Source organism: Paraburkholderia acidipaludis NBRC 101816, assembly GCF_000684975.1.
GTDB lineage: Bacteria > Pseudomonadota > Gammaproteobacteria > Burkholderiales > Burkholderiaceae > Paraburkholderia > Paraburkholderia acidipaludis.
In genome coordinates this window covers 123,064-145,324 of the sequence record NZ_BAXZ01000020.1, presented here as the reverse complement: position 1 = coordinate 145,324, position 22,261 = coordinate 123,064, and the positions used below count along the sequence as shown (strand labels likewise).

15 protein-coding genes are annotated in these 22,261 nt (G+C 66.5%); 9 read left to right on the top strand and 6 right to left on the bottom strand.

The window, feature by feature from the left end; genetic code table 11:
* Positions 1-381: 381 nt before the first annotated feature.
* From msrA to msrB, 3 genes are all read right to left on the bottom strand, one after another.
* Positions 382-1,053 carry a peptide-methionine (S)-S-oxide reductase MsrA gene (msrA, locus tag BAC01S_RS21900; RefSeq protein WP_245616647.1) on the bottom strand — a complete coding sequence of 224 codons (672 nt, stop codon included), beginning with the start codon at positions 1,051-1,053 and terminating at the stop codon, positions 382-384.
* A 101-nt stretch (positions 1,054-1,154) separates the two neighbouring features.
* The gene (locus BAC01S_RS21895) at positions 1,155-2,969 is read right to left on the bottom strand and encodes a cytochrome c biogenesis protein DipZ (protein WP_027796680.1); all 1,815 of its coding nucleotides are present in this window, start codon (positions 2,967-2,969) and stop codon (positions 1,155-1,157) included.
* A gap of 36 nt (positions 2,970-3,005) precedes the next feature.
* Complete coding sequence (gene msrB, locus BAC01S_RS21890) at positions 3,006-3,542, bottom strand: peptide-methionine (R)-S-oxide reductase MsrB (protein ID WP_027796679.1); 537 nt, start codon at positions 3,540-3,542, stop codon at positions 3,006-3,008.
* Positions 3,543-3,749: 207 nt separating this feature from the next.
* On the opposite strand from msrB, the gene BAC01S_RS21885 reads away from it, so the two are divergent.
* Together BAC01S_RS21885 and BAC01S_RS21880 are read left to right on the top strand one after the other, a co-directional pair.
* Complete coding sequence (locus BAC01S_RS21885) at positions 3,750-4,511, top strand: response regulator transcription factor (RefSeq protein ID WP_027796678.1); 762 nt, start codon at positions 3,750-3,752, stop codon at positions 4,509-4,511.
* Positions 4,508-6,007 (top strand): sensor histidine kinase, encoded by a 1,500-nt coding sequence (locus BAC01S_RS21880; protein WP_027796677.1) that lies wholly within the window; start codon positions 4,508-4,510, stop codon positions 6,005-6,007. Before BAC01S_RS21885 ends, BAC01S_RS21880 begins: the two co-directional genes overlap by 4 nt.
* A gap of 95 nt (positions 6,008-6,102) precedes the next feature.
* Here BAC01S_RS21880 and BAC01S_RS21875 read toward each other — a convergent pair whose 3' ends face one another.
* The 3 genes from BAC01S_RS21875 to BAC01S_RS21865 all read right to left on the bottom strand — a co-directional run bounded on the left by BAC01S_RS21875 (position 6,103) and on the right by BAC01S_RS21865 (position 9,092).
* Positions 6,103-7,068 (bottom strand): NHL repeat-containing protein, encoded by a 966-nt coding sequence (locus BAC01S_RS21875; protein ID WP_043203186.1) that lies wholly within the window; start codon positions 7,066-7,068, stop codon positions 6,103-6,105.
* A gap of 286 nt (positions 7,069-7,354) precedes the next feature.
* Positions 7,355-7,978, bottom strand: a complete 624-nt coding sequence (locus tag BAC01S_RS33370; RefSeq protein WP_027796675.1) for a 4'-phosphopantetheinyl transferase family protein — start codon at positions 7,976-7,978, stop codon at positions 7,355-7,357.
* A 301-nt stretch (positions 7,979-8,279) separates the two neighbouring features.
* Positions 8,280-9,092, bottom strand: a complete 813-nt coding sequence (locus BAC01S_RS21865; protein ID WP_027796674.1) for an AraC family transcriptional regulator — start codon at positions 9,090-9,092, stop codon at positions 8,280-8,282.
* A gap of 204 nt (positions 9,093-9,296) precedes the next feature.
* On the opposite strand from BAC01S_RS21865, the gene BAC01S_RS21860 reads away from it, so the two are divergent.
* The 7 genes from BAC01S_RS21860 to BAC01S_RS32195 are packed head-to-tail and all read left to right on the top strand — an operon-like array spanning position 9,297 to position 22,127.
* Positions 9,297-11,522 carry a TonB-dependent siderophore receptor gene (locus BAC01S_RS21860; protein ID WP_084168764.1) on the top strand — a complete coding sequence of 742 codons (2,226 nt, stop codon included), beginning with the start codon at positions 9,297-9,299 and terminating at the stop codon, positions 11,520-11,522.
* 46 nt (positions 11,523-11,568) lie between these two features.
* Positions 11,569-14,103 (top strand): condensation domain-containing protein, encoded by a 2,535-nt coding sequence (locus BAC01S_RS21855; protein WP_218001747.1) that lies wholly within the window; start codon positions 11,569-11,571, stop codon positions 14,101-14,103.
* Positions 14,100-15,017 (top strand): ABC transporter substrate-binding protein, encoded by a 918-nt coding sequence (locus BAC01S_RS21850; protein WP_043203181.1) that lies wholly within the window; start codon positions 14,100-14,102, stop codon positions 15,015-15,017. Before BAC01S_RS21855 ends, BAC01S_RS21850 begins: the two co-directional genes overlap by 4 nt.
* Positions 15,014-17,044, top strand: coding sequence for a Fe(3+)-hydroxamate ABC transporter permease FhuB (gene fhuB, locus BAC01S_RS21845; RefSeq protein ID WP_043203178.1), 2,031 nt, complete (start codon positions 15,014-15,016; stop codon positions 17,042-17,044). Before BAC01S_RS21850 ends, fhuB begins: the two co-directional genes overlap by 4 nt.
* A gap of 21 nt (positions 17,045-17,065) precedes the next feature.
* The gene (locus BAC01S_RS21840) at positions 17,066-18,730 is read left to right on the top strand and encodes a cyclic peptide export ABC transporter (RefSeq protein ID WP_027796669.1); all 1,665 of its coding nucleotides are present in this window, start codon (positions 17,066-17,068) and stop codon (positions 18,728-18,730) included.
* Positions 18,731-18,738: 8 nt separating this feature from the next.
* Positions 18,739-19,626, top strand: a complete 888-nt coding sequence (locus tag BAC01S_RS21835) for an ATP-binding cassette domain-containing protein (protein WP_084168760.1) — start codon at positions 18,739-18,741, stop codon at positions 19,624-19,626.
* Between the two features lie 38 nt (positions 19,627-19,664).
* Complete coding sequence (locus tag BAC01S_RS32195; RefSeq protein ID WP_043203175.1) at positions 19,665-22,127, top strand: penicillin acylase family protein; 2,463 nt, start codon at positions 19,665-19,667, stop codon at positions 22,125-22,127.
* The last annotated feature ends 134 nt before the right edge of the window (positions 22,128-22,261 follow it).

Sequence of the window (22,261 nt, the reverse complement as noted above, 5' to 3'; positions counted from 1 at the left end):
AAAGAATAGCGGCCACTCGAATCAACAAGGGCAGGACTGGCGAAGGGCCGAATATGGCCGACACAGGCAGTTCGCTGGCCGACTGCCGGCAGCAAGTGGGCTGCCCCGCGACCGCTTCCAAAGGAGCGGCCCGAAACTGCATGGACGGCGGTGCTCAACGGGCCCGGGCCGATCATCCGGTGGCGCGGGGGACACAATTAATGCCGCAACGGTGACGCTCTTAATACGGCCTGCGAATCAGTCCAGAACAACAACGGTCACGGCATACGATTGACTCGTCTGCCCTGTCGCTGTTGTCGTCGTGGCGAAATTCCGAAGCAACAAGACGCGTCGTAGTTCGAGACAGGCAGTGCGACAGAATCCATCCATTTTCCCTTGCTGCTACGGCTTGGCACTAGCCACAGTCTGAAACAATACCGGTCTGCTTCTATAAAAGGCGGGAAACAGATTCTTGAGTGCGTCGACCTTTGGCATGTCGTTGATCGCGATGTACGGGTAGTCGGGATGAAGGACGAGAAAGTTCTGGTGATAGTTCTCGGCGGGATAGAAGCCCTTGAAGGTCTCGACACGTGTCACGATCGATCCTGCGAACACGTGCGCGCCTTGTAACTGCGCGATGTAGGCCTGCGCCACATTGCGCTGTTGCGCATTCATTGGAAATATCGCCGAGCGGTACTGGGTGCCGTGGTCGGGGCCCTGGTAGTCGAGTTCCGTCGGGTTGTGCGCGACAGAGAAGAAAATCTGCAGGATCTTGCCATAGCTGATCACGGCAGGATCGAACGTGATCAGCACCGATTCCGCGTGCCCCGTATCGCCATCGCTCACGCGCTCATATTGCGCCGTATCGGCTGCGCCGCCCGTGTAACCGGACGCAACCTGCGTGACGCCGCGCACGTGCTCGAATACGCCCTGGACACCCCAGAAGCACCCGCCGGCCACCACGGCGGTTTCCGAATGCGCGTTGCTCGCATGCTCGTCCTGAAGCGGCGCCGGAATGGAGACCGCTCGTTCATCGGAATGGGCGCTGCGCTGCCAGAGCGCGACGGCAGCCATCACGATCGCCAGGGCGCCAAAGCGGGCGATCTTGCCGGATTTCATGAAGAGTAGGTTCACGATGTCATCCTTGCCAGGCGAAGCAAGTCAGCCTGTGAGGTTTAACCGAAAGTAAATGCAAAGGCCTGCACGCCCGGATCGAGAAACTGGATTGCGAAGGTGTGATCCGCGACGTCGCCGGGCTGGCGAACGAGTTGATAGAGACGCTGTCCCGTCACCGTACCGGCACCGTCCGGCGCCACGTCGCTGCCGTGCGCGTTCTGAGGCGCCTTGCCGTCTACTGTTACGCGAAAGCGCACCGGTTTGCCGTCCGGGGCGGGGCCCAGGACCAGATGGAGGTCTCGGGCATGGAAGCGGTAGACGATTTCGCCTCCAGGCCTCGCGAGCGTCGCGTGCTCGGCGCCAACGCTCCATTCGCCAGTCAGTCCCCAATGGTTCAGGTCGGGGTTCAACGGCGCGCGATAGTCGTGGGCGCGGTCCTGCACGACCCCGCCTGGCGACGCGAACCCTTCTGCGCGCTCGAAGCCGATGTAGGTTTCGGGCGAGCGCATGTCGGCATTGTCGGGCTGCAGCTGGACGCCGCGCTCTTCGGCGCCGCCCAGGCCAATCGGGACGTTCGCCGCATCCGCGTGGCCCGCTTCCACGAGCAATTGCTGGATGACGCGCTCGGACTGGTCATACTCGCCTTCACCAAAGTGCTCGTAGCGAATCTGACCTTTGGCATCGGCAAAATAATGGGCAGGCCAGTACTGATTGTCGAACGCGCGCCAGATCGCGTAGTCGTTGTCGATCGCCACGGGATAGTCAACGCCGAGATCGTGAACGGCCTTGCGCACATTGTCGAGGTTGCGTTCGAAGGCAAACTCGGGCGCATGCACGCCAATCACCACGAGTCCTTTGTCGCGGTACTTGCTCGCCCACGCTTTGACGTAGGGAAGCGAGCGCAGGCAGTTGATGCACGAATAGGTCCAGAAGTCGACGATCACGACCTTGCCCCGCAGCGCCTGATCGGTCAGCGGCGGCGAATTCAGCCATTGCACGGCGCCGGCCAGCGCAGGCAACTGCCCGAGCACGGGCAGCGCGGGCGTCGTCGCGGGCCGCATGGTATCGGAGGCGCGCATCATGGCGCTGCCGGTCGCCGACATCGTATTCGCAGCGTTGGCGGAACCGGTCATTGACACCGCGGGGACACGCGACGGTGCAAACGTATCGACGAGACGTTGCTCCAGACCGCCCGTCGCCACTGCCGAAATGTGCGTGAGGACTCCCGTGTCCAGCCCAAGGGCGATGGCCGCAACGCCGGCGAGCATCGCCGCGCCAATACCACGCCGGATCCACTCGCCCGCGCCCAGCGAGCGCTTCATCGCCGCGAAGACACGGCCACCCAGCAGCAGCGCGACGGCCAGCGATGTCGCCGCGCCCGCTGCATACGCCAGTAGCAGCAGAGTCGTGCCGACGCTCGCGCCTTTCAACGCCGCGCCGGTCAGGACCAGACCGAGAATCGGGCCGGCGCACGGCGCCCACAGGAGTCCAGTGGCGACGCCGAGCAGAAACGACGAGCCGATGCCCGGCGTGCCTTCGTGCTGCGCCGCGTTGGAGAGCCGGTTGCCCGCGCTCACGATCGGCCGCATGACGCGATCGGCGAAGCGGGGCAGGAGAAGTGTGAGACCGAACACCGCGAGCAGCACGATCGCGCACCAGCGTCCATACTGGTTGGCCCGCGCGACCCAGCCGCCGCCGACGGCGGCGAGCGTGGCGACCGCGGCGAAGGTGGCGGCCATGCCGCCGAGCAGCGGCAAGCCGGAACGCACGAAGGGCTGATCTGCGCGCGCAAACACGAAGGGCAGCACGGGCAGAATGCACGGACTCAGAATGGTGAGCACGCCGCCGAGATACGCCAGGATGATGAGTAACATGATGATGTCGGAAATGAGCAGGCGGGTCGGGGCCTTTCAGGCCGCGCCGGGCTTGAAGGTCATGGCGACGCCGTTCATGCAGTAGCGCAGGCCGGTCGGCTTCGGGCCGTCATCGAACACATGGCCGAGGTGGCCTCCGCAGCGATGGCAATGCACTTCGGTGCGGACCATGCCGAACGAGAGATCCTCATGCTCGACCACCGCGTGGGGGAGCGGCGCATAGAAGCTCGGCCAGCCCGTGCCGCTGTCGAATTTCGTGTTCGACGCGAACAGGTTCGTCGCGCAACCCGCGCACGCAAAGATGCCGGCGCGGTGTTCGTCGTTGAGCGGGCTCGTGAAAGGACGCTCCGTCCCCGCGTTGCGCAGCACGTCGTACTGGGCGGGCGTAAGCAGCTTGTGCCATTCGGCGTCGGTATGAACCACGGCGAAATCTGCGCCCGGGCCGGCCGCTGTGCCCGTGGCCGCCGCCAGGCCGCCGACCGGCTGGGCTGCCTTCACGCGCCACTGGCCGAGCGCGGCCATGACGGCGAGCGCGCTGCCGCCGGATAGCAGCAGCCGTCTATGGATATCCATCATGCTCTCCTGGTGCGGTGCAACGCCGCCCGGGGGGATTGGGGCGGTGCGCATCCTTTACACGAAGGATAGGCAGCCACCGATATCGAAGTCCTCACGAAAAGTAAAATTAATTGTGATAACTGCGGGGCGGGATTTTCTGCACAATGGGCTTTTCATTCCGGACCTTTCACCGAGGGCGCGCTGCGCCCTGTGCCTGAAGAACACATGGACCAGACCAAACGCGTACTCATCGTCGAGGACGACGCGGACATCGCCAACGTGCTCATGCTGCACCTGCGCGACGAGCACTACGAGGTCGTCCACAGCACCGACGGCGTCGAGGGGCTGCGGCTGCTGGAGCAGGGCGGCTGGGATGCCCTGATCCTCGACCTGATGCTGCCGGGCGTCGACGGACTCGAAATCTGCCGTCGCGCGCGGGCGATGACGCGCTACACGCCGATCATCATCACGAGCGCGCGTTCGAGCGAGGTGCACCGCATTCTGGGACTCGAACTCGGCGCCGACGATTACCTTGCGAAGCCGTTTTCCGTGCTTGAACTCGTCGCGCGCGTGAAAGCGCTGCTGCGCCGGGTCGAGGCAATGGCAAAGGATCTGCGGCTGGAAGGCGGTACGCTGATGCTGGGCGGCTTTTCGATCGATCCGGTCACGCGCGAAGCGCAGGTCGATGGCAAGCGCATCGAACTGACGCCGCGCGAATTCGATTTGCTGTATTACTTCGCGCGCCATCCGGGCAAGGTGTTCTCGCGCATGGAGCTGCTCAACGCCGTCTGGGGCTACCAGCACGAAGGCTACGAGCACACGGTCAACACGCATATCAACCGTCTGCGAACCAAGATCGAAGCCGACCCCGCGCAACCCGTGCGGATCCTGACCGTATGGGGGCGTGGCTACAAATTCGACCCACTGGCGCCCGCGGCTTCCGGCAATGCCACGCCGCGCGACGATATGCAAGGAGGCGCGTCGTGAGACTGTCGTTGACGCAGCGGGTATCCATCGTGTTTTCGGTACTATTGCTCGCGTGTTGCGGGGCGTCGGCGTGGTTACAGATACGGGCGTCGGATCTGCACGATCAGGAGGTCATCCAGGCCCTTTCCCATGATCTGGCGTTCCATATCGCCCGCAACTCGACGCTGATGGGCGCGGACGGACCCAAGCCGGCGGCGCTGCGCACATTGTTCGGACAACTGATGGCGGTCAATCCCAGCGTCGAGGTTTACCTGCTCGATGCCAACGGCCACATCACGGGCGACGATGCGCCTCCGGGGCATATCCGGCGCACGCAAGTTGACCTGCAGCCGGTGCGGCGTTTTCTGGCCAACGAACCGCTGCCGATTCTGGGCGATGATCCACGCAGCGTGGACGCCAGGAAGGTGTTCAGCGCCGCCGTCGTCCCAGGCGTCGACGGGCGACCCGCGGGATATATTTACGTCGTACTGATTGGCGAAGCGCGCGATGCGCTGGCTTCGCGGCTTGCGCAAAGCACCGTACTGCGCACCACGCTCGGATTGATGGCCGTGGTCGCCGCGCTTGGTCTGATCGCCGGTCTGATCGCGTTCGGTCTGGTCACGCGCCCCTTGCGACGTCTGACCGATACCATGAGCCGCTTCGATGCATCGATTCGCGCAGGCTCGGAACCGGCGCCGCTTGCGCCCAGTCGCTCGGCGTCGCACGCGGGTACGCGCGACGAGATTGCCATTCTCGAGCGCACGTTTGCCGAGATGGCCGATCGCATCGGCCTGCAGTGGCGCGAACTCAAACGGCAGGACCAGGAGCGGCGCGAACTCTTCGCGAACATCTCGCACGATCTGCGCACGCCGCTGACCTCGCTGCACGGCTATCTCGAGACCTTGTCCTTGAAAGACGAGAGTCTGGAACCCAGCGAGCGTCGTCGCTATCTGGCGGTCGCGCTCGCACAAAGCGCGAAGGTGGGACGTCTCGCGCAATCGCTGTTCGAACTCGCGCGGCTGGAGCATGAGAACGTACAACTGACGCTCGAAATGTTTCCCCTCGCGGACGTCGTGCAGGACGTGTTCCAGAAGTTCGAACTGGCAGCGCAATCCCGGCAAATCCGCTTGCGGGCCGGGATTGTGCCGCGTCTGCCGGCGGTTTGGGCCGACCTGGGCATGATCGAGCGCGTGCTGACGAACCTGCTCGACAACGCTATCCGGCATACGCTGGACGGCGGCGAGGTCAGCGTCGAACTGGCCGGCGAGGGCGACAAAGTGAGCGTTGTGGTCAGCGACACGGGGCCGGGAATCGCGCCCGAGCTTCGCGCGAATCTATTCCGGCGTGCGTTCAGTTCAGGAGACGTGCGCCGCCAGGGTGGCCTGGGATTGTTGATCGTGCAACGAATGCTGCAACTGCATGGCAGCCGCATCGAACTGCTCGAGCGCGAGCCGCGCGGCGCGACGTTCCGTTTCGAACTGGACGCGGCACCGGCGCGGGTGCCGCTCAAGGCGTGATCGAAACACGAATGCGGGTTGGCGTTACAGGTCGATCGGGTGGCACGACGTACGTGCGTCGAACAACAGCCTGTGCGGAAGCGCTTCGCAAAGACTCAACGCGAGGCCGCCGGATTGTCCGCGATCGGCAGAATACGAATCGCGCTTCCCTTGGCGGACGACGCCGTGGCGCGATCGACGACATAAAGCGCGTGACTCACATCGTCGATGGCGACACCGCGCGCATTCTGGAAGTCGTTCGCAACGGCCCTAACCGCTCCATCCGGTGTAATGCGACAGAAACCGGTAGCGCCGCATTTCGTGTACAGCGTGCCCGCGTTGTCGATGGCGAGCAGATCGGGGTGATCGATCTGTGCGACGACGGTGCCGCTGTCAGCAGCCACAGGCGTTTGAGCGGCGAGCAGCGCAGTCAGGCTGTAGCGCAGAACCGCGTTGCGGTCCTGATCGGCGACCAGCACGGCATCTCCGTGCACGGCAACGCCGACCGGTTTGGCGAGACCCGCGATCAGGTCCCGTTCGGTCGCTGCATGGGTTGCCGGGTCGTAGCTCACGAGGCTGACACCGCCCTTCAGCGGTGCGTTCTTGTCCTTCACGAACCAGCTGGAAAGCACGCGGCCGGGCTCCAGCAAGGCCAACCCCAATCTGCGCCTTTCGGTCGCGAGACCGGCGAGCGGCTGCGCGTCGCCTGACGACGTCGAGATGAACAGGGCTCCCGTCTCTCCAAATCCAAAGCGCGCGACAAGCAGTTCGCCGGATGGCATGGCGATCACCTCGCCGAGACTGTTGGATTGACGGGGTACGACTGGCACTCCCGCGTAACGCGTGAATGCGGAGTGATCGCGTGACACCATGATGGCGTTGCTGCGATCGTCGGTAACGAAGATCTCATGGTCGTTCGCGCCAATCGCAATGCCGTTCGGCTGGGCATCGATCGCGATGCGATCGGGCACGGCGGGCAACACGCTCTGACAACCCGCTACGCCGGTCGTCAGCGCGCCAGCGAGGAGCGCGGGGATGAGGTGCGAACGCAGCGCGGTGAACGTAGAGCCGGGGAACGACATGGCGGCGACTCCTGGCGATGGGCGGATTATGGCGCCGCCGATTGGCAAGACAGACAATTTTACGACACGCGAGCGTACGTGCCGCGGGAATTTTCCCTGACGAAGCCATTCTCCGCAGTGCGAAGAGAATCGGGCGGGACGCACCTCAAGGCGTTGCTTCGTTCGATATGTATTTCGAATTTCAGGTTCCCTGGACGGTGCCGACCTGCGCAAGCGCTTTACGCGCGAGTTGACAGAGCTATTGCCGGAACAGCGGGAGATTCAATGTGATCCACGCGACCTCCGATCAAAAGCGCCGGCTGAGCCAGCCATACGCGTGTATGGTCGAAGTCGAAAGCGGCGTGGCAACCGCCGCGCTGATGCGGCCAGGCATGGGCAGATCGATCACCTTGAACAGTGAGCGCTCGAGTTGGTGCACCGACACCGCCCCGATTCGTTGCGTGCACAATGGGTCGGCGAGATCGACCGGCTGCGCGAGCAGTTGCGATGCGCACGCCGCGCGTGCGCAATCGAGATCGGCCTGTGCCATGCCCCTTGGGCCGCGCGCGAGCGGCGCGGTGGATTCGCGCCCGGTACCCGGCATGATCGTTTCGAGACCGAACGCGTCGGCGCTTATCCCGATCGTGATCCAGATGCCGGCAAAGGCGATGCGCAGCGCAGGCGGCTGTGCGAGAGCGGGTTCGCGCAGCACGGGCTGGCCGTGCTCGTCGTCGGCGAGATCGAGGGCCTGCGGCGCCTTGCCGAGCGCATCGGCAAGCAGGTGCCGCAACGAGGCGCGCGCGATCACATAGCGCCGCGAGAATGACGGATTGCGATGTCGGCGCATGCGCGCCGACTCCTCGCGCGAGAGCCAGAGCGAGGCCTCCTCGCAACTCAGATAATCCCAGCTTGCACCTAATCGCCAGATCATCAATTCGCCGCTGCAGGGTAGTGGATTGCCCGCGCGCGTCTTCGGGTATGCCTTCGTCGTGCGAGACCGACACGGCCAGCGCGATCACGACAGGCGCGGCAAAGGCGCGCCGCCGGCAATGCGCCCCCGGGCATTTGTGCGCATCTGGACCGCGAAAGAAGCGCGTCGCTCGGCGCCTTGCTTGCGAGCCGGCAAGCGGCATAACGGATCATTGCGGACCACCAGGGGCCGCTAAGGATCACTACGGACCACTACGGACCGCTAAGTACCACTCAAGCGCGCCCCCGGTCCGCCCCGTCACTCACTGTGCCGCGCCGAGGTCCTGCCCGTTGCGGTTGCGCAGGAAACGCTGCGGCGTTTCCCCCATGGCGCGCCGGAACATCGTGATGAAGGCGCTGGAGTTGCGGTAGCCGAGTTCGGTGGCGATCGTGGCGACCGGCATGCCCTTGGCGAGCCGCGAGATCGATTCCACGAGGCGCAACCGCTGGCGCCACTGGCCGAACGTGAGGCCGGTTTCCTCCTTGAACGCACGCTCGAGCGTGCTCTCGCTCGCGCCCACGCGCATGCCCCAGTCGTTGAGCGGCGTGTTGTCGGAAGGCACATCCATGAGCTGCCCGCAGATCTGTTGCAGACGGCGGTCCTTCGGCAGCGGCAGCAGGCCCTCGGTGGCCAGTTGCGCTTCGCGCAGTTCCTGCAGCAGAAGCGGGTCGATCAACGCCGAGCGCCGCTCGGGTTGGTCGTTTTCCAGATCGACGACCAGTGCGGCCACCAGTTCGTGCAGCAGCGACGAGATCATCAAGACATGGCAGCGCGGCTCCTTGCGCGGCGCGAGCTCAGTTTCGAAATAGACCGTGTACATCACTGCCGGGCTGGCCGCCTGGAGTTCGTGCGCGACGAGCGGCGCGATCCACAGCCCCCGGTACGGCCCGAGTGTCCAGGCGCCGTCCGGCGTGATGACGCGCAGCACGCCGCGCGTCGTGTAGACGAACTGCGGCTGCGAGTGCGAGTGCCAGCTCTCGCTGTCGCCGGTTTCAAAGTCATATCGTTTAGCTATGACTGGGCGCTTCAGATAGCGGCGCTGCATACCGGTCAGACGTTGCCAGATCTCGGCCATTTTGTGAATCGTCGTTAAAAGTAGTGCATAACCGTCAAATTCAGACGGCTTCGCGTAGCAATTTGACAGGACGTCGGCGAAGCTCAGGCCGTATTCTAACGTCCTTGCGCAATTTTACGAATGAAAATAGTAATGATTCTTATTACTGTTTCATGATGTTGAAATCACGGTATTTAAATTAAATCTTTCGACGGGACGAACGGGATGAATCGGGGCTGGGTTGACGAGGGTTACACCAGGGTGGGGAGCGAAGCAGCGGGCAACACCAGACGGATCAAGGTCCGCACGATGACGGCGGTGGTGGCGCTGGCGATCGCGAAGATCGCCAGCGCGCAGACCGCGGCGCCGCCCAATGCGGCGTCGGATGCCGCTGCGGGCCAGCAGTTGCCCGCCGTGGTCATCAAGGGCCAGCAGGCTGCCGAGACCGGCACCGGGCCGGTGGTCGGCTACGTCGCGAAGGTCAGCACGGCCGGCACCAAGACCGACACACCGATCATCAAGACGCCGCAGGCGATATCGGTGGTGACGCGCGACCAGATGGACGTGCAGGACGTGCAAAGCGTGGCGCAGGCGCTGCGCTACACCTCGGGTATCAACCCGGAGCAGCGCGGCACGAACACGGATTCGCTCGAATATCTCTACGCGCGCGGCTTCCTCGTCGACGAATTCTGGAACGGTCTGCGCACGCCCGGACCGGCCGGCGGCTTCGGCTTCAACGTGACGAGCTTCGATCCGTACATGTTCGAGCGCATCGAACTGCTGCACGGCCCGGCTTCGGTGCTGTACGGCCAGGGGTCGCCCGGGGGTACCGTCAACCTGGTCAGCAAGATGCCGACCGACACGCCGCTGCACGAAGTGGGCTTCACGACGGGCAGCTATGGCCGCGTGCAAGGCTACTTCGATTTCAGCGGCCCGATCGACCAGGACGGCAAGGTGCTCTACCGCCTGACCGCCGACGGCTTCAACACGGGCACGCAGACCGACTACGTGAACCAGCAGCGCGTGGCGATCGCGCCCACCATCACGTGGCGCCCGACGAAGGACACCACGCTCACGGTGTTCGCCAACTATCAGGCGGACCCGGAAGCGGGCACTTACAACTCCGTGCCGTATGGCTATCCGAGCCGCAGCCTGGATCCGGGCGAACCGGACTTCGACAGCTTCCGCAAGACCCAGGAGTCGATCGGTTATGCGTTCGAGCACCGCTTCAACGACATCTGGTCGTTCAAGCAGAACTATCGCTACCTGCACAACAGCCAGACCGTCCAGTACGTGGGCAACAACGGCTTCGAGTCGGACGGCACGACGCTCGCCCGCACGCCGTACCTGAACTACGGCATGGTGAACTCGCATACCGTGGACAACCAGCTCGACGCGACCTTCGACACCGGGGCCGCGAAGCACAATGTCACGCTGGGGCTCGATTACCAGAACATCCAGTTCGACCACCACTTCTACGGGAGCCTCGCGAACGCGCCGGGGCTGAACGTGAACGATCCGGTCTACGGCCAGGCGATCCCGTACCCCACGTTCATGTACGCGACTTCGGTGGCGCAGTCGATCAGGCAGCTCGGCCTGTACGCGCAGGACCAGATCGATATCGGCAAGTGGTCCTTCCTGTTCGGCGTGCGCGAGGACTGGGCCAACGAGGACCAGACCTCGTACAAGGGTGGCGCATCGAGCCAGCAGTTCAACCGCGCGTTCACGTGGCGCGCCGGCGCCGTCTACCAGCTCGTGGACGGCGTGGCGCCGTACTTCAGCTACTCGCGCTCGTTCCAGCCGCAGGTGGGCACGACGTTTGGCGGCCAGGCGTTCGCGCCGCTCACGGGCGAGCAGTACGAAGTGGGCGTGAAGCTGCAGCCCAAGGGCTACAACAGCTTCGTCACGGTGTCGGCGTTCCATATCGACCAGAACAACGTGTCGACCACCGACCCGCTGCACCCCGGCTTCAGCGTGCTTACGGGCCAGGTGCGTTCGCAGGGCTTCGAGGTGGAGGGCCACGCGAGCCTCAGCGACAACCTGCAACTGATCGCGAGCTACACGTACACGAACCTGCTCAATACGGAGAGCACGACGTCGAGCCTGAACGAGGTGCCGGTCGGCATTCCGCGTAACACGGCTTCGCTGTGGGCCGACTACACGTGGACCGGCGGGCCGCTCGCGGGCCTGCTGTTCGGCGGCGGGGTGCGCTATATCGGCGGCTCGTATGGCGACACCACGAACACGTTCATGACGTCCTCGGCCACGCTCGTCGATCTGGCGCTGCGCTACGACCTGGGACGCCGTTTCACGAACCTCCAGGGCTGGACCGCCACGTTCAACGTGACCAATCTGCTCAACCGCCAGTATCTCGCTTCGTGCACGAGCATGGATTACTGCTACTGGGGTCAAGGGCGCCTGTTCCTGGCGGGAGCGAAGTATCAGTGGTAATTCATGAGGAGGCAGGGCAGCCATGCAGTTTCACGCGTATCGATCGATGAGCCCATCCGGTATGGCCCCCGTCTGGCAGCCGCTGTCTCCCCTGCAGGAGGGCATGTGGTTCATGCAGCGGCTCGCGCCGCAGTCCACGGCCTGGCATCTTGCGCGCGCGTTTCATTTGCGCGGGCCGCTCGATACCGCCGCGCTCGGTCTCGCGCTGGCGCGCGTACGCGAGCGCCAGGCGGTCCTGCGTACGCGTTTCGCGGAGCGTGACGGCATGCCGTATCAGATCGCCGATCTCCCTGCGGACACACCGCTCAATGTGCTCGACCTGGCGGGCGCCGCCGATGCCGATGGGAGCGAGCGCGACGCAGCACTCGCCGCAGTACTGGCCGACGAGGCGGCGCGCCCGTTCGATCTCGCGCATGAGGGCGCCGCGCGCTTTCGGCTCGTGAAGCTCTCGGCGCAGTGGCATGTGCTTTCGGTGGTGGTGCATCATCTGATTTCGGATGGCGGCTCCAATGCTATCTTCGCGCGCGAGCTGGCAGAGGCGTATCGCGATGCCCTGCGCGGCGCCGCCGACGATCGCATCGATCTGAAGGAGAGCGGCGAGGAGAACGGCGGGGAGCCGCGCGAAGGGCTCGCCTGGCAGTACACCGATTTCGCCGCATGGCAACGTACGCAGCTTGCCGGCGAGAAGGCGCGTGCCGACCTCGCATGGTGGAAGCAGTACATCGGCACGCCCGACAACTGCTTCGAACTGCCAGGCGATTTTCCGAGCGCACCGCAGGCGAAGCGCGTCGCGCGCACGCATACGTTTGCATTGAGCGAGACAGCGCTCTACGCGTTGCGTGCACGCTGCAAGGCCGAACGCTGCACATCGTTCGTCGTGCTGATGGCCGCGTATCAGATCGTGCTCTGGCGCCACGCCGGGAGCGCCGACTTTTGCATCGGCGTGCCGACGAGCGGCCGCACGCTCGCAGAGTGCGAGCATCTGATCGGCCTGTTCGTCGACACGCGCGTGCACCGCGCGCGCATCGAGCCGTCGATGAGCGCGCGCGCCTTGCTCGAAAGCGTGCGGCACGACACGCGCGCGGCGCTCGATCACAGTGACGTGACCTTGCCGGTGCTCGTCGATGCGCTCGGCGTGCGCCGCGAGGCGGATCGCCATCCGCTGTTCCAGACGCTCTTCAACGTGCAGGGCCCCGCGGCGGCGGGCGAGCTGTCGCTCGACGGACTCGAAGTCGAGATCGTGGATGCGGAAAGTCCGCTCGCGCGCTTCGATCTGAGCGTGGACGTGCGCGTGAGCGCCGAGGCGGTGCGCGTCACGGCGCGCTACGACGGCACGCTGTATCGCCCGCAGACGATCGAGCGGCTGTTCGCCCACTACGAAGCACTGCTCGCGGCGTTGTGCCGCGAGCCGGACCGGGCGGTGGTGGAGCTGCTCTGGCTCGACCATGACGAGCGCGCGGGTCTCGCGGCCTGGAGCACACAGCGCGCCGATTACGGCGAGCCCGTGCCCGTGCACCGGCTGTTCGAGCGCCAGGCCGCGGCCAGGCCCGATGCGGACGCGCTGCTGTTCGACGGCACGACGCTGACCTACGGCGAACTCGACGCGCGCGCGAACCGGCTGGCCCAGCGGCTGCGGCGGCTCGGCGTCGGCCCGGATGCGAAGGTGGGCATCGGCGTCACGCACTGGACCTGCCGTACAGGCGAGGCGGTCGTGCCCATCGGGCGGCCGATCGCGAACGTCAGCACGCATGTGCTCGACGCCGCGCTGAACCCGCTGCCCGTTGGCGTGGCGGGCGAACTCTACCTCGGCGGCGCGGGGCTCGTGCGCGACTACCTCGACCGCCCCGCGCTCACGGCGGAACGTTTCGTGCCCGATCCGTTCGAGCCCGGCGCGCGGCTCTACCGCTCGGGCGATCTCGCGCGCTGGCGCGCCGATGGCGCGCTCGACTATCTGGGCCGCCTCGATCATCAGGTCAAGATTCGCGGCCTGCGGATCGAGCTCGGCGAAATCGAAGCCGTGCTGCAACGGCAGGAGGGGGTGGAGACGGCAGTCGTCGCGGCGCAGGATGGCCTGGGCGGCAAGCGGCTCGTCGCGTATGTGAGCGCGCGCGCCGGCTATCGCCTCGATCGCGACACGCTCACAGCAGGGCTCGCCGCGGCCTTGCCCGATTACATGGTGCCGACGGCGTGGGTCGAGCTCGAACGCTTCCCGCTCTCGCCGAACGGCAAGATCGACCGGCGCGCGCTGCCTTTGCCGGAAGCGCCCGAACACGCATGGGAAGCGCCGCAAGGCGAAGCTGAAAACGCGCTGGCGACGATCTGGCAGCAGTTGCTGGGCGTGGCGCGTGTGGGGCGTCATGACAACTTCTTCGAGCTGGGCGGCGATTCGATCCTGAGTCTCAAGGTGCAGCGGCGCGTGGCACGCGAACTCGCGGCGGACGTGGAGCTCGCCGCGCTGTTCGCAGCGCCGACGCTCGAAGCCTTCGCGCGCGCCGTGGACGAGTCACGTCCGCGCACCGCGAGCGGCCCCGCTGCAATGGCCGATACGATGCAATCCCTTCTTTCCGATCTCATGCAATGAACCGCAGGACCTTGCTCACCGCGCTCCTGGGCGGCGCGCTGCTGACCGCCGGCGCGAGCGCACGGGCGGCCGCGCCGCGCCGTGTGATCGTGCTCGACTGGGGGCTCGCCGAGCTCACGCTGGCGATTGGCGTCGTGCCGGTCGGCATGGCAAACACACAGGGATTCCGGCGCAACTTCACGGCCTGCCCGGTACCCGCTTCGGTCGTCGATCTCGGTCTGATGTTCCAGCCGAACATGGAGCTGATGCTGGCGCTCAAGCCCGATCTGATCGTCATCACGCCCGCGCACGCGACGATGCGCGCGTCGCTCGAACGTATCGCGCCAACGGTGACGCTCGGCATGCTCCGCGCCAGCCCGACGCCCTATACGGCCGCATGCGCCGAAACGCTGCGCCTCGCGCGCCTCCTTGGCTGCGATGCGCGCGGCGAGGCGGCCGTCGCGCAGACGCAGCGCGCCGTCGCTGCCGCACGTGCGCGGCTCGATGCGCTGCCGGCGGCGGCTGGCGCATCGGTCTATATGGTGCGTTTCATCGACGAGTCGCACGTGCGCGTGTTCGGCGCACACAGCCTGTTCGGCGAGCTGCTGGCAACGCTCGGGTTGCAGAACGGCTGGTACAAGGCCAAGGCGAACAATACGGCGGCCTACGCCACGATCGGTTTCGACGCGCTCGACGCCGATCCGCGCGCGACGCTCGTCTATGTGAAGCCGCTGCCCGCGCTGACGGCATCGATGATGAAGACGAGCCGCGTGTGGCAAGCGATGCCGTTCGCCGGCGAGGGCCGCATGATCGGCATGGCGTCCGTGCCGCCCGAAGGCGGCATCCTGAGCGCGCAGTACTTCGCCGACGCACTGGTTGACGCCCTGGGCGAGGCCCACCTCGATGCGCGGGCATCCACCGCGGAGCCCACATGAAGAGCGCCGCGACCTTGTCTCTGGTGCCGATGCGGCGCACGCCGCTCTTGTCCGTTTGCGGGCTCCTCGCGCTGGCGGCGCTGCTGTTCCTGCTGCGTCTCGACGCGCGCCTGCCTGCCGCGCTGTGGTGGCAGGCCCTCGTGGCGCCGACGCCCGGCGACGTGCCGCAGCTGCTCGTGCACTACAGCGACGTGCCGCGCGTCGCGGTCGCGCTGCTATGCGGCGCCGCGCTCGGGTTCGCCGGCGTCGCGACCCAGCAGGTGCTGCGCAATTCGCTCGCCGAGCCCATGACACTGGGGATGTTCTCCGGCGCCTGGCTCGCGCTGGCCCTCGCCACCGTCTATGCGCCGTTCCTGCTGGCCGGCGGGCGCGACGCGGTCGCACTGGCCGGCGGCGCGGTGGCGCTGGCCGCCGTGTTCGCGCTGGCGGCGCGGCGCGGGATGTCGCCGCTCGCGCTGATCCTCGCCGGGATGATCGTCAACCTGTGCGGCGGGGCGTTCTGCCTCGCGCTGGCCATTTCCCACTACGACTTGCTGAGCGGCCTGCTGGTGTGGGGCGGCGGCTCGTTCGCGCAGAACGACTGGCACGTGGCGGCGGCGCTTTGCGCGCGCTTCGTGCCGTGCGTGGCCCTGTTGCTGCTGTGCCTGCGGCCGATGGCGGTGTTCGACCTCGGCGATACGGTTGCGTCGAGCCTCGGCGTGTCGCTGCGCACGACGCGCGGCTTCGCGCTGTTCCTCGCGCTGCTGATCGCGGCATTCGTGGTCAGCGCCGTGGGCGTGGTCGGCTTCGTCGGTCTTGCCGCGCCGTCGCTCGCGCGCCTCGCCGGCGCGCGGCGCCTGCGCGAGCGCATCGTCTGGTCGCCGCTTCTTGGCGCGGCGCTGTTGTGGCTCGCGGACCAGTTCGCGCAGTTGTGCGTCGCGCGTTTTGGCATGGCGATTCCAACCGGTGCGATCACGACGCTGCTCGGTGCGCCGCTGCTGCTGATCATGTTGCGGCGCCTGCGCGGGCGGCCGGACCTCGCCCAAACTCCCGCCGGGCGCTCGACGCCTTTGTCGGCGCGCGGGCTGCGGATCACGACGCTCGCTTGCGCGGCGCTGCTCGTGCTCGTGAGCGCGGTATCGCTCACACTGGGCCGCGGACTCGACGGCTGGCATCTGAGCAGTCCTCACGAAGCCGCCGCGCTCCTGTTCCTGCGCCTGCCGCACGTCGTGGCGGCGCTCGGCGTGGGTGTGCTGCTGGCGCTCTCGGGCGGCATCGTGCAGCGCATGACGGGCAATCCGATGGCGAGCCCCGATCTGCTCGGCATTTCGGCGGGCGGCGCGCTCGGCCTGACCGGTGCGCTGTTCCTCACCACGCAGCCCGGTTTGCCGACCTACCTGATCTGGTGCGCGGGTGGTGCGGTGCTCACGCTGTGCGCCCTCGTGGTGTTCGCGCGCGCCTCGTCGTTCGCGCCCGACACGCTGATCCTGGCGGGCATGACGCTGTCCGCCGCGTTCCAGGCGATCTCCGTCATTGCCGTGTCGAGCGGCGACCCGCGCGTGATCATTCTCTACAACCTGCTGGCGGGGTCGACCTACAACGTCGGCCCGTGGATGGCCGCGCTCGTCGCGGCGGCGGCACTCGCCGCGCTCGCGGCCGTGCCGCTGTGCCGGCGCTGGCTGGAGATACTGCCGCTCGGCGACGCCGTGCCGAAGGGCCTTGGCGTCGATCTCGCCGTCGCGCGCTTCGGGCTGCTGATGCTGAGCGCGCTGATGAGCGCCGTGGCGACGCTCGTGATCGGGCCGCTGTCGTTCATCGGCCTGATGGCGCCGCACATGACGCGCATGCTCGGCATCCGGCGCGCCACGCCGCTGCTGCTCGTTTCGGCCGTGCTCGGCGCGATGCTCATGATCGCGTCGGACTGGCTCGGCCGCTGGATGCTGTTCCCGCAGGAAATGCCGGCTGGCGTGATGGCCACGCTGCTCGGCGGCCTCTATCTGATCCTCACGATGTTCCGGCGCCCGCCGCAGAGCGGGCCCGGTTCCTGATGCACCGTCGCAAGGAGTGACATGTCTCTGCTCTTGAAGCTCGCACGCAACTCACGCTGGACCTTGTTCGTTGCGCTCGTCACCAGTCTCGTCAGCGGTTTCGGCAATGCCGGGCTCGTTGCGCTGATCAACCAGGCGCTCTCCGCGTCGAGCGCGCAGCTCGCGCGTCTTGGCTGGCAGTTCCTCGTGCTCGGCGCGGTCGTGCTCGTCACGCGCACGGTTTCGCAGACGCTCTTCATGGACCTCGGCCAGCGCGCCAAGGCCAACCTGCGCATGCAGACGATCCGCCGGCTCGGCGACGCCTCTTTCCGCCATCTCGAGCAGCAGGGCGCGGCGCGCTCGCTCGCCGTGCTTACGCAGGATCTCGATTCGATCGTGATGCTGTTCGTGAGAATGCCGGCGCTCGCCATGCAAAGCGCGGTGATCGTGGGCTGCCTCGCCTATCTGAGCGTGCTGTCATGGCAGATCCTGCTCGTGGCGATCGTCACCATCGGCATTGGCGCAGCGGGCTTTCGCGTGGCCAACGGCCGCGCGCTCTTTCACCTGCGCGCTTCGCGCCAGCGCGAGGACGATCTCGTGAGGCATTTCCGTGCGCTGTTCGACGGCGCGAAGGAACTGAAGCTGCACCGCCGGCGCCGCAGCGCCTTCATCGAAGACACGCTCTCGACCAACGTCGAAGCGGTGCGCGTGCAGCGCACGCGCGGCTACGTGCTGTACGCCGCCGCCGCGAGCTGGGGCAGCTTCATCCTGTTCGTCTTCATCGGCATTACGTTGTTCGTGGTCGCGCGGCTCTTTCCCGTGGATACGCACGTGATGTCCGGCTATGCGATGGTGTTTCTCTACATGATCATGCCGATCGAATCGCTGCTTTCCGCCATTCCGAACATCGGCACGGCGCGCGTGGCGCTCGAACGCATCGAGCAGGTCAATGCCGAACTGCCCGTGGAAAGCGGGCTGGGCGCGCCGACCGCAGCGGGCTTCGAAAGCATCGTGCTCGACGGCGTCACGCACCGCTATTTCCGTGAGAAGGAGAACGAAGTATTCACGCTCGGGCCGATCGACCTGACGTTCCGGCCGGGCGAACTCGTGTATCTGATCGGCGGCAACGGCAGCGGCAAGACTACGTTCGCGAAGATGCTGGTGGGCCTGTATCCGCCCGAAAGCGGCCGCATTCTGCTGAACGGCGCGCCGGTGGGCGAAGACGGGCGTGACAGCTATCGCCAGCTGTTCTCGGTGGTGTTCAGCGACTTCTTCCTGTTCGACAGCCTGCTAGGCCTGCGCTTCGACGGGCTCGACGCTTCGGCGCAGCAGTTGCTCGTGCATCTGCAGCTCGATCACAAGGTCAGCATCAAGGACGGCGCGTTTTCCACGCTCGAACTCTCGCAAGGCCAGCGCAAACGGCTCGCGCTGCTCGTCGCCTGTCTGGAGGACCGGCCATTCTATGTGTTCGACGAATGGGCCGCCGACCAGGACCCGCTCTTCAAGGACGTGTTTTATCGCGAGCTGCTGCCCCAGCTGAAAGCGAAGGGCAAGACGGTGCTCGTGATCACGCACGACGATCGCTATTTCCATCTGGCCGACCGCTACATCAAGCTCGAATACGGCCAGCTCGTCGAAGCCGGCGCCGGCGACGACCTGCTCGCGCGCTACAGCGGCGCGCCGCACGCCACCCTCGCAACCCAATGAGCTGCTCCATGAACGTGAATGCTCCGGCCGAGCCGGACCTCGGCGTGAAAGCGCCGTCCGATATCGCTGCGCGTGTGCGCCATGCCGATGGCGCCCCGGCGAGCGCGTCGCGGCTCGCGGCCGAAGCGCTCTTCGTGCTCGACAACGTGTCGTTCGACGCGGGCGGCCGTACGCTGCTCCAGCCGCTGTCGGTGACGCTTTCGAAACACCGCATGGTCGGCCTGATCGGCCACAACGGCTCGGGCAAGTCGACGCTCGTGAAGTTGCTCGCGCGCCAGCAGCAGCCCAGCACGGGCACGCTGAGCTTCGCGGGCCGGCCGCTTGCCGAGTGGGAGAGCCGCGCGTTCGCGCGCAAGGTCGCGTATCTGCCCCAGCAGTTGCCTGCCGCCGACGGCATGACGGTGCGCGAGCTCGTCGCGCTCGGGCGCTACCCGTGGCACGGCGCGCTCGGACGTTTCTCGCGCACCGACGCGCAGAAAGTGCTCGAAGCGATGGAACAGACCGACGTGGTACGTTTTGCCGATCGCGCCGTGGACAGCCTTTCGGGCGGCGAGCGCCAGCGCGTGTGGCTCGCCATGCTGGTCGCGCAGGACAGCGACTGCCTGCTGCTCGACGAACCGATTTCGGCCCTCGACATCGCGCATCAGATCGAAGTGCTCGCGCTCGTGCGGCGCCTCTCCGAGGAGCGCGGCATCGGCGTGGTCGTGGTGCTGCACGACATCAACATGGCTGGCCGCTTCTGCGACGACCTCATCGCGCTCAAGGGCGGCAGCCTGCTCGCGAGCGGCCCCGCGGCCGAGCTGATGCGCGCCGAGACGCTCAGCGCGATCTATGGCATCCCGATGGGTACGGTCCCGCACCCGGATGGCGGCCTGCCAATCAGCTTCGCGCATTGAAGCCGGCATGCCGATTTCCTGCTTTCCAGGCTCTCCTGATGAAACGACTCACCGTTGCAACGGTCCTCGTGGCGGCCCTTGCTGGCGCTGCCTGGCTGGCCGGCTGCGCAGGGCCCGACACCGCGCGCACCGAGCCCTACCGTGCCGATATCCGCCGCACCGCCGACGGCATCCCGCACGTGCTGGCGCACGACTGGGGCAGCCTGGGCTATGGCTATGGCTACGTGCAGGCGCAGGACAACCTCTGCACGCTCGCCGACGCGTTCGTGACGTTCCGCGGCGAACGCTCCGCCTATTTCGGTCCGGATGCGCGGCCGGCCGCTGCGGCCACGTTCGGGCAGCCGCGCAACCTCGATGCCGATTTTTTCTTTCGATTCGTTGACGGCGACGATGCCGTGGCGCGTTTTCGCGCCGCGCAGACGCCGCGTACGCGCGCGCTCGTGGAGGGTTTCGCGGCGGGCTATGACCGCTATCTCGACGATGAGCGCCGGGGCGGCTTTCCGGGCGCGCACGCCGCATGCGCCAACGCGGCCTGGCTGCGGCCCATCGACGCCGACGACGTATACCGCCGCCTGATCGCGGCCACGCTCGCGGGCGGGGCGGCACGCTTCGTCGAGTCGATCGCGAAGGCGCAGCCCCCGGTGGCATCGGCATCGCCCTCGCCCGTACCGCGCGCGGCGAACGACACAGCGCCGGCGCTCGCGCTTGTGCCCGCGCAGCTGGAGATGGGCGGGCACGAAGGCATCGGCAGCAACGCGCTGGCCTTCGGCGCGGAGAAGACGCATGACGGCGCGAGTCTGCTGTTCGGCAATCCTCACTGGTTCTGGCGCGGCCCCGACCGCTTCTACGAAGCACAACTAACAATTCCAGGTCAGCTCGACGTCGCGGGGGTGTCGTTCCTCGGCGTGCCGGTCGTGATGCTCGGCTTCAACGAGAACGTCGCGTGGACGCATACCGTGTCGTCGGCGCGCCGTTTCGGCATTTTCCAGCTGGCGCTCGTGCCCGGCGAGCCCACGCATTACCTCTACGACGGCCACCCCGAAGCCATGACGGCGGTGCAGCTCACCGTGCAGGCCCGCAACCCCGACGGCTCGCTCGCGCCGGTCACGCGCACGCTGTACCGCTCGCGCTTCGGCCCGTTGGTCGATCTCTCCTCGATGTCGCCTGCGCTCGCGTGGAACGCGCAGCATGCCTTCGCGTTGCGCGACGTGAACGCGGACAATGCGCGGGTGTTCGAAAACTTTCTTGCGTGGGACGGCGCGCATTCGCTAGACGACTTCATCGCGATCCAGAAGCGCTTCGCGGCGACGCCCTGGGTCAACACGTTCGCGATCGGGCGCAACGATCCGCGCGTCTGGTTCGCGGATATCGGTGCGATGCCGGGGGTGCCGGATGCGCTGGCGGCGACATGCACACCGCCGCTCGGACGCGCGTTCGACGCGAAGGCGCCCGGCGTACCGTTTCTCGACGGATCGAGGAGCGCCTGCGCCTGGCGCAGCGAGCCGGGTGCGCCGCAAGACGGCACGTTGCCTGTCGCGCAGATGCCTGCTCTGTTGCGCGAAGACTATGTCGGCAATTTCAACCGCAGCTACTGGCTGACGAATCCGGCGGCGCCGCTCACGGGCTTTCCCCGCGTCACGGGCGAGACGGGCACGGTCCAGACGTTACGCACGCGCCTCGGCCATGAACTGGCCGCGCAACTGCAACGCACGCCGGGCGGCGTCACGCGCGCCGCGCTGGAAGCGGGGGTGCTCGACAGCCGGTCGATGTCGGCAGCATTGTTCCGGCAGCCCTTGATCGATGCGCTGTGCAAGGGTGGCGCGCCGGCCGGGTCGCCTGACGACGCCGATATCGCCGCGGCGTGCGGCGTGCTCGAAGCCTGGGACGGCACGGCGCGCACCGGCGCGCGCGGCGCCAATCTCTGGGACGAGTTCTGGCTGCGCGCCAGCACCCTGCCGCCGCAGCAGCTCTACGGGACGCCGTTCGATCCCGCGGCGCCGCTCGATACACCGCGGGGGCTGAAGACGGGCGATGCGGCGAGCGTAGCGGCGCTTCGCAAAGCACTGGGCGACGCCGTGCGCGCGCTGCGCCGCTACGGGTTCGCGCCCGACTCCACGCGCGGAGAGCTACTCTACACGCAGCGCGGCGCCGGGCGTGTCCCGCTCTACGGCGGTTGCGGCGAGGCGGGCTATTTCACGGTGGTGTGCCCCCAGCACCCGCTCGACCCGGGCGGCTACTCGATGGATCGCGACGGCCACGGCGACAGCTATCTCCAGGTGGTGAGCTTCAGCGAGGGCGGGGTGGACGCGGACACGATGCTCGCGCATTCGCTATCGGACGACCCTGCAGCGCCGCATTTCGCGGACGCGACGCGTGAATTCGCGCAGGGCGTGTGGCAACGTTTCCGCTTCACGGAGCGCGAGATCGACGCCGATCCGGCACGCGTGACGACCTCGTTGGAGGGCATGCCTCCTCGCCTGACAGGAAAAATGTCGCCCTGACCTGAATTGATCTATGACGGGAGAGGGTATTAGCGGCTTGACGCTCGCGCATGAAGCTCGATCAATATTTGATCGAGCCGTACAAAAAAATGATTAGTAGTGGAAAGTTAATTTCCTGGCGCTACATCTGCATC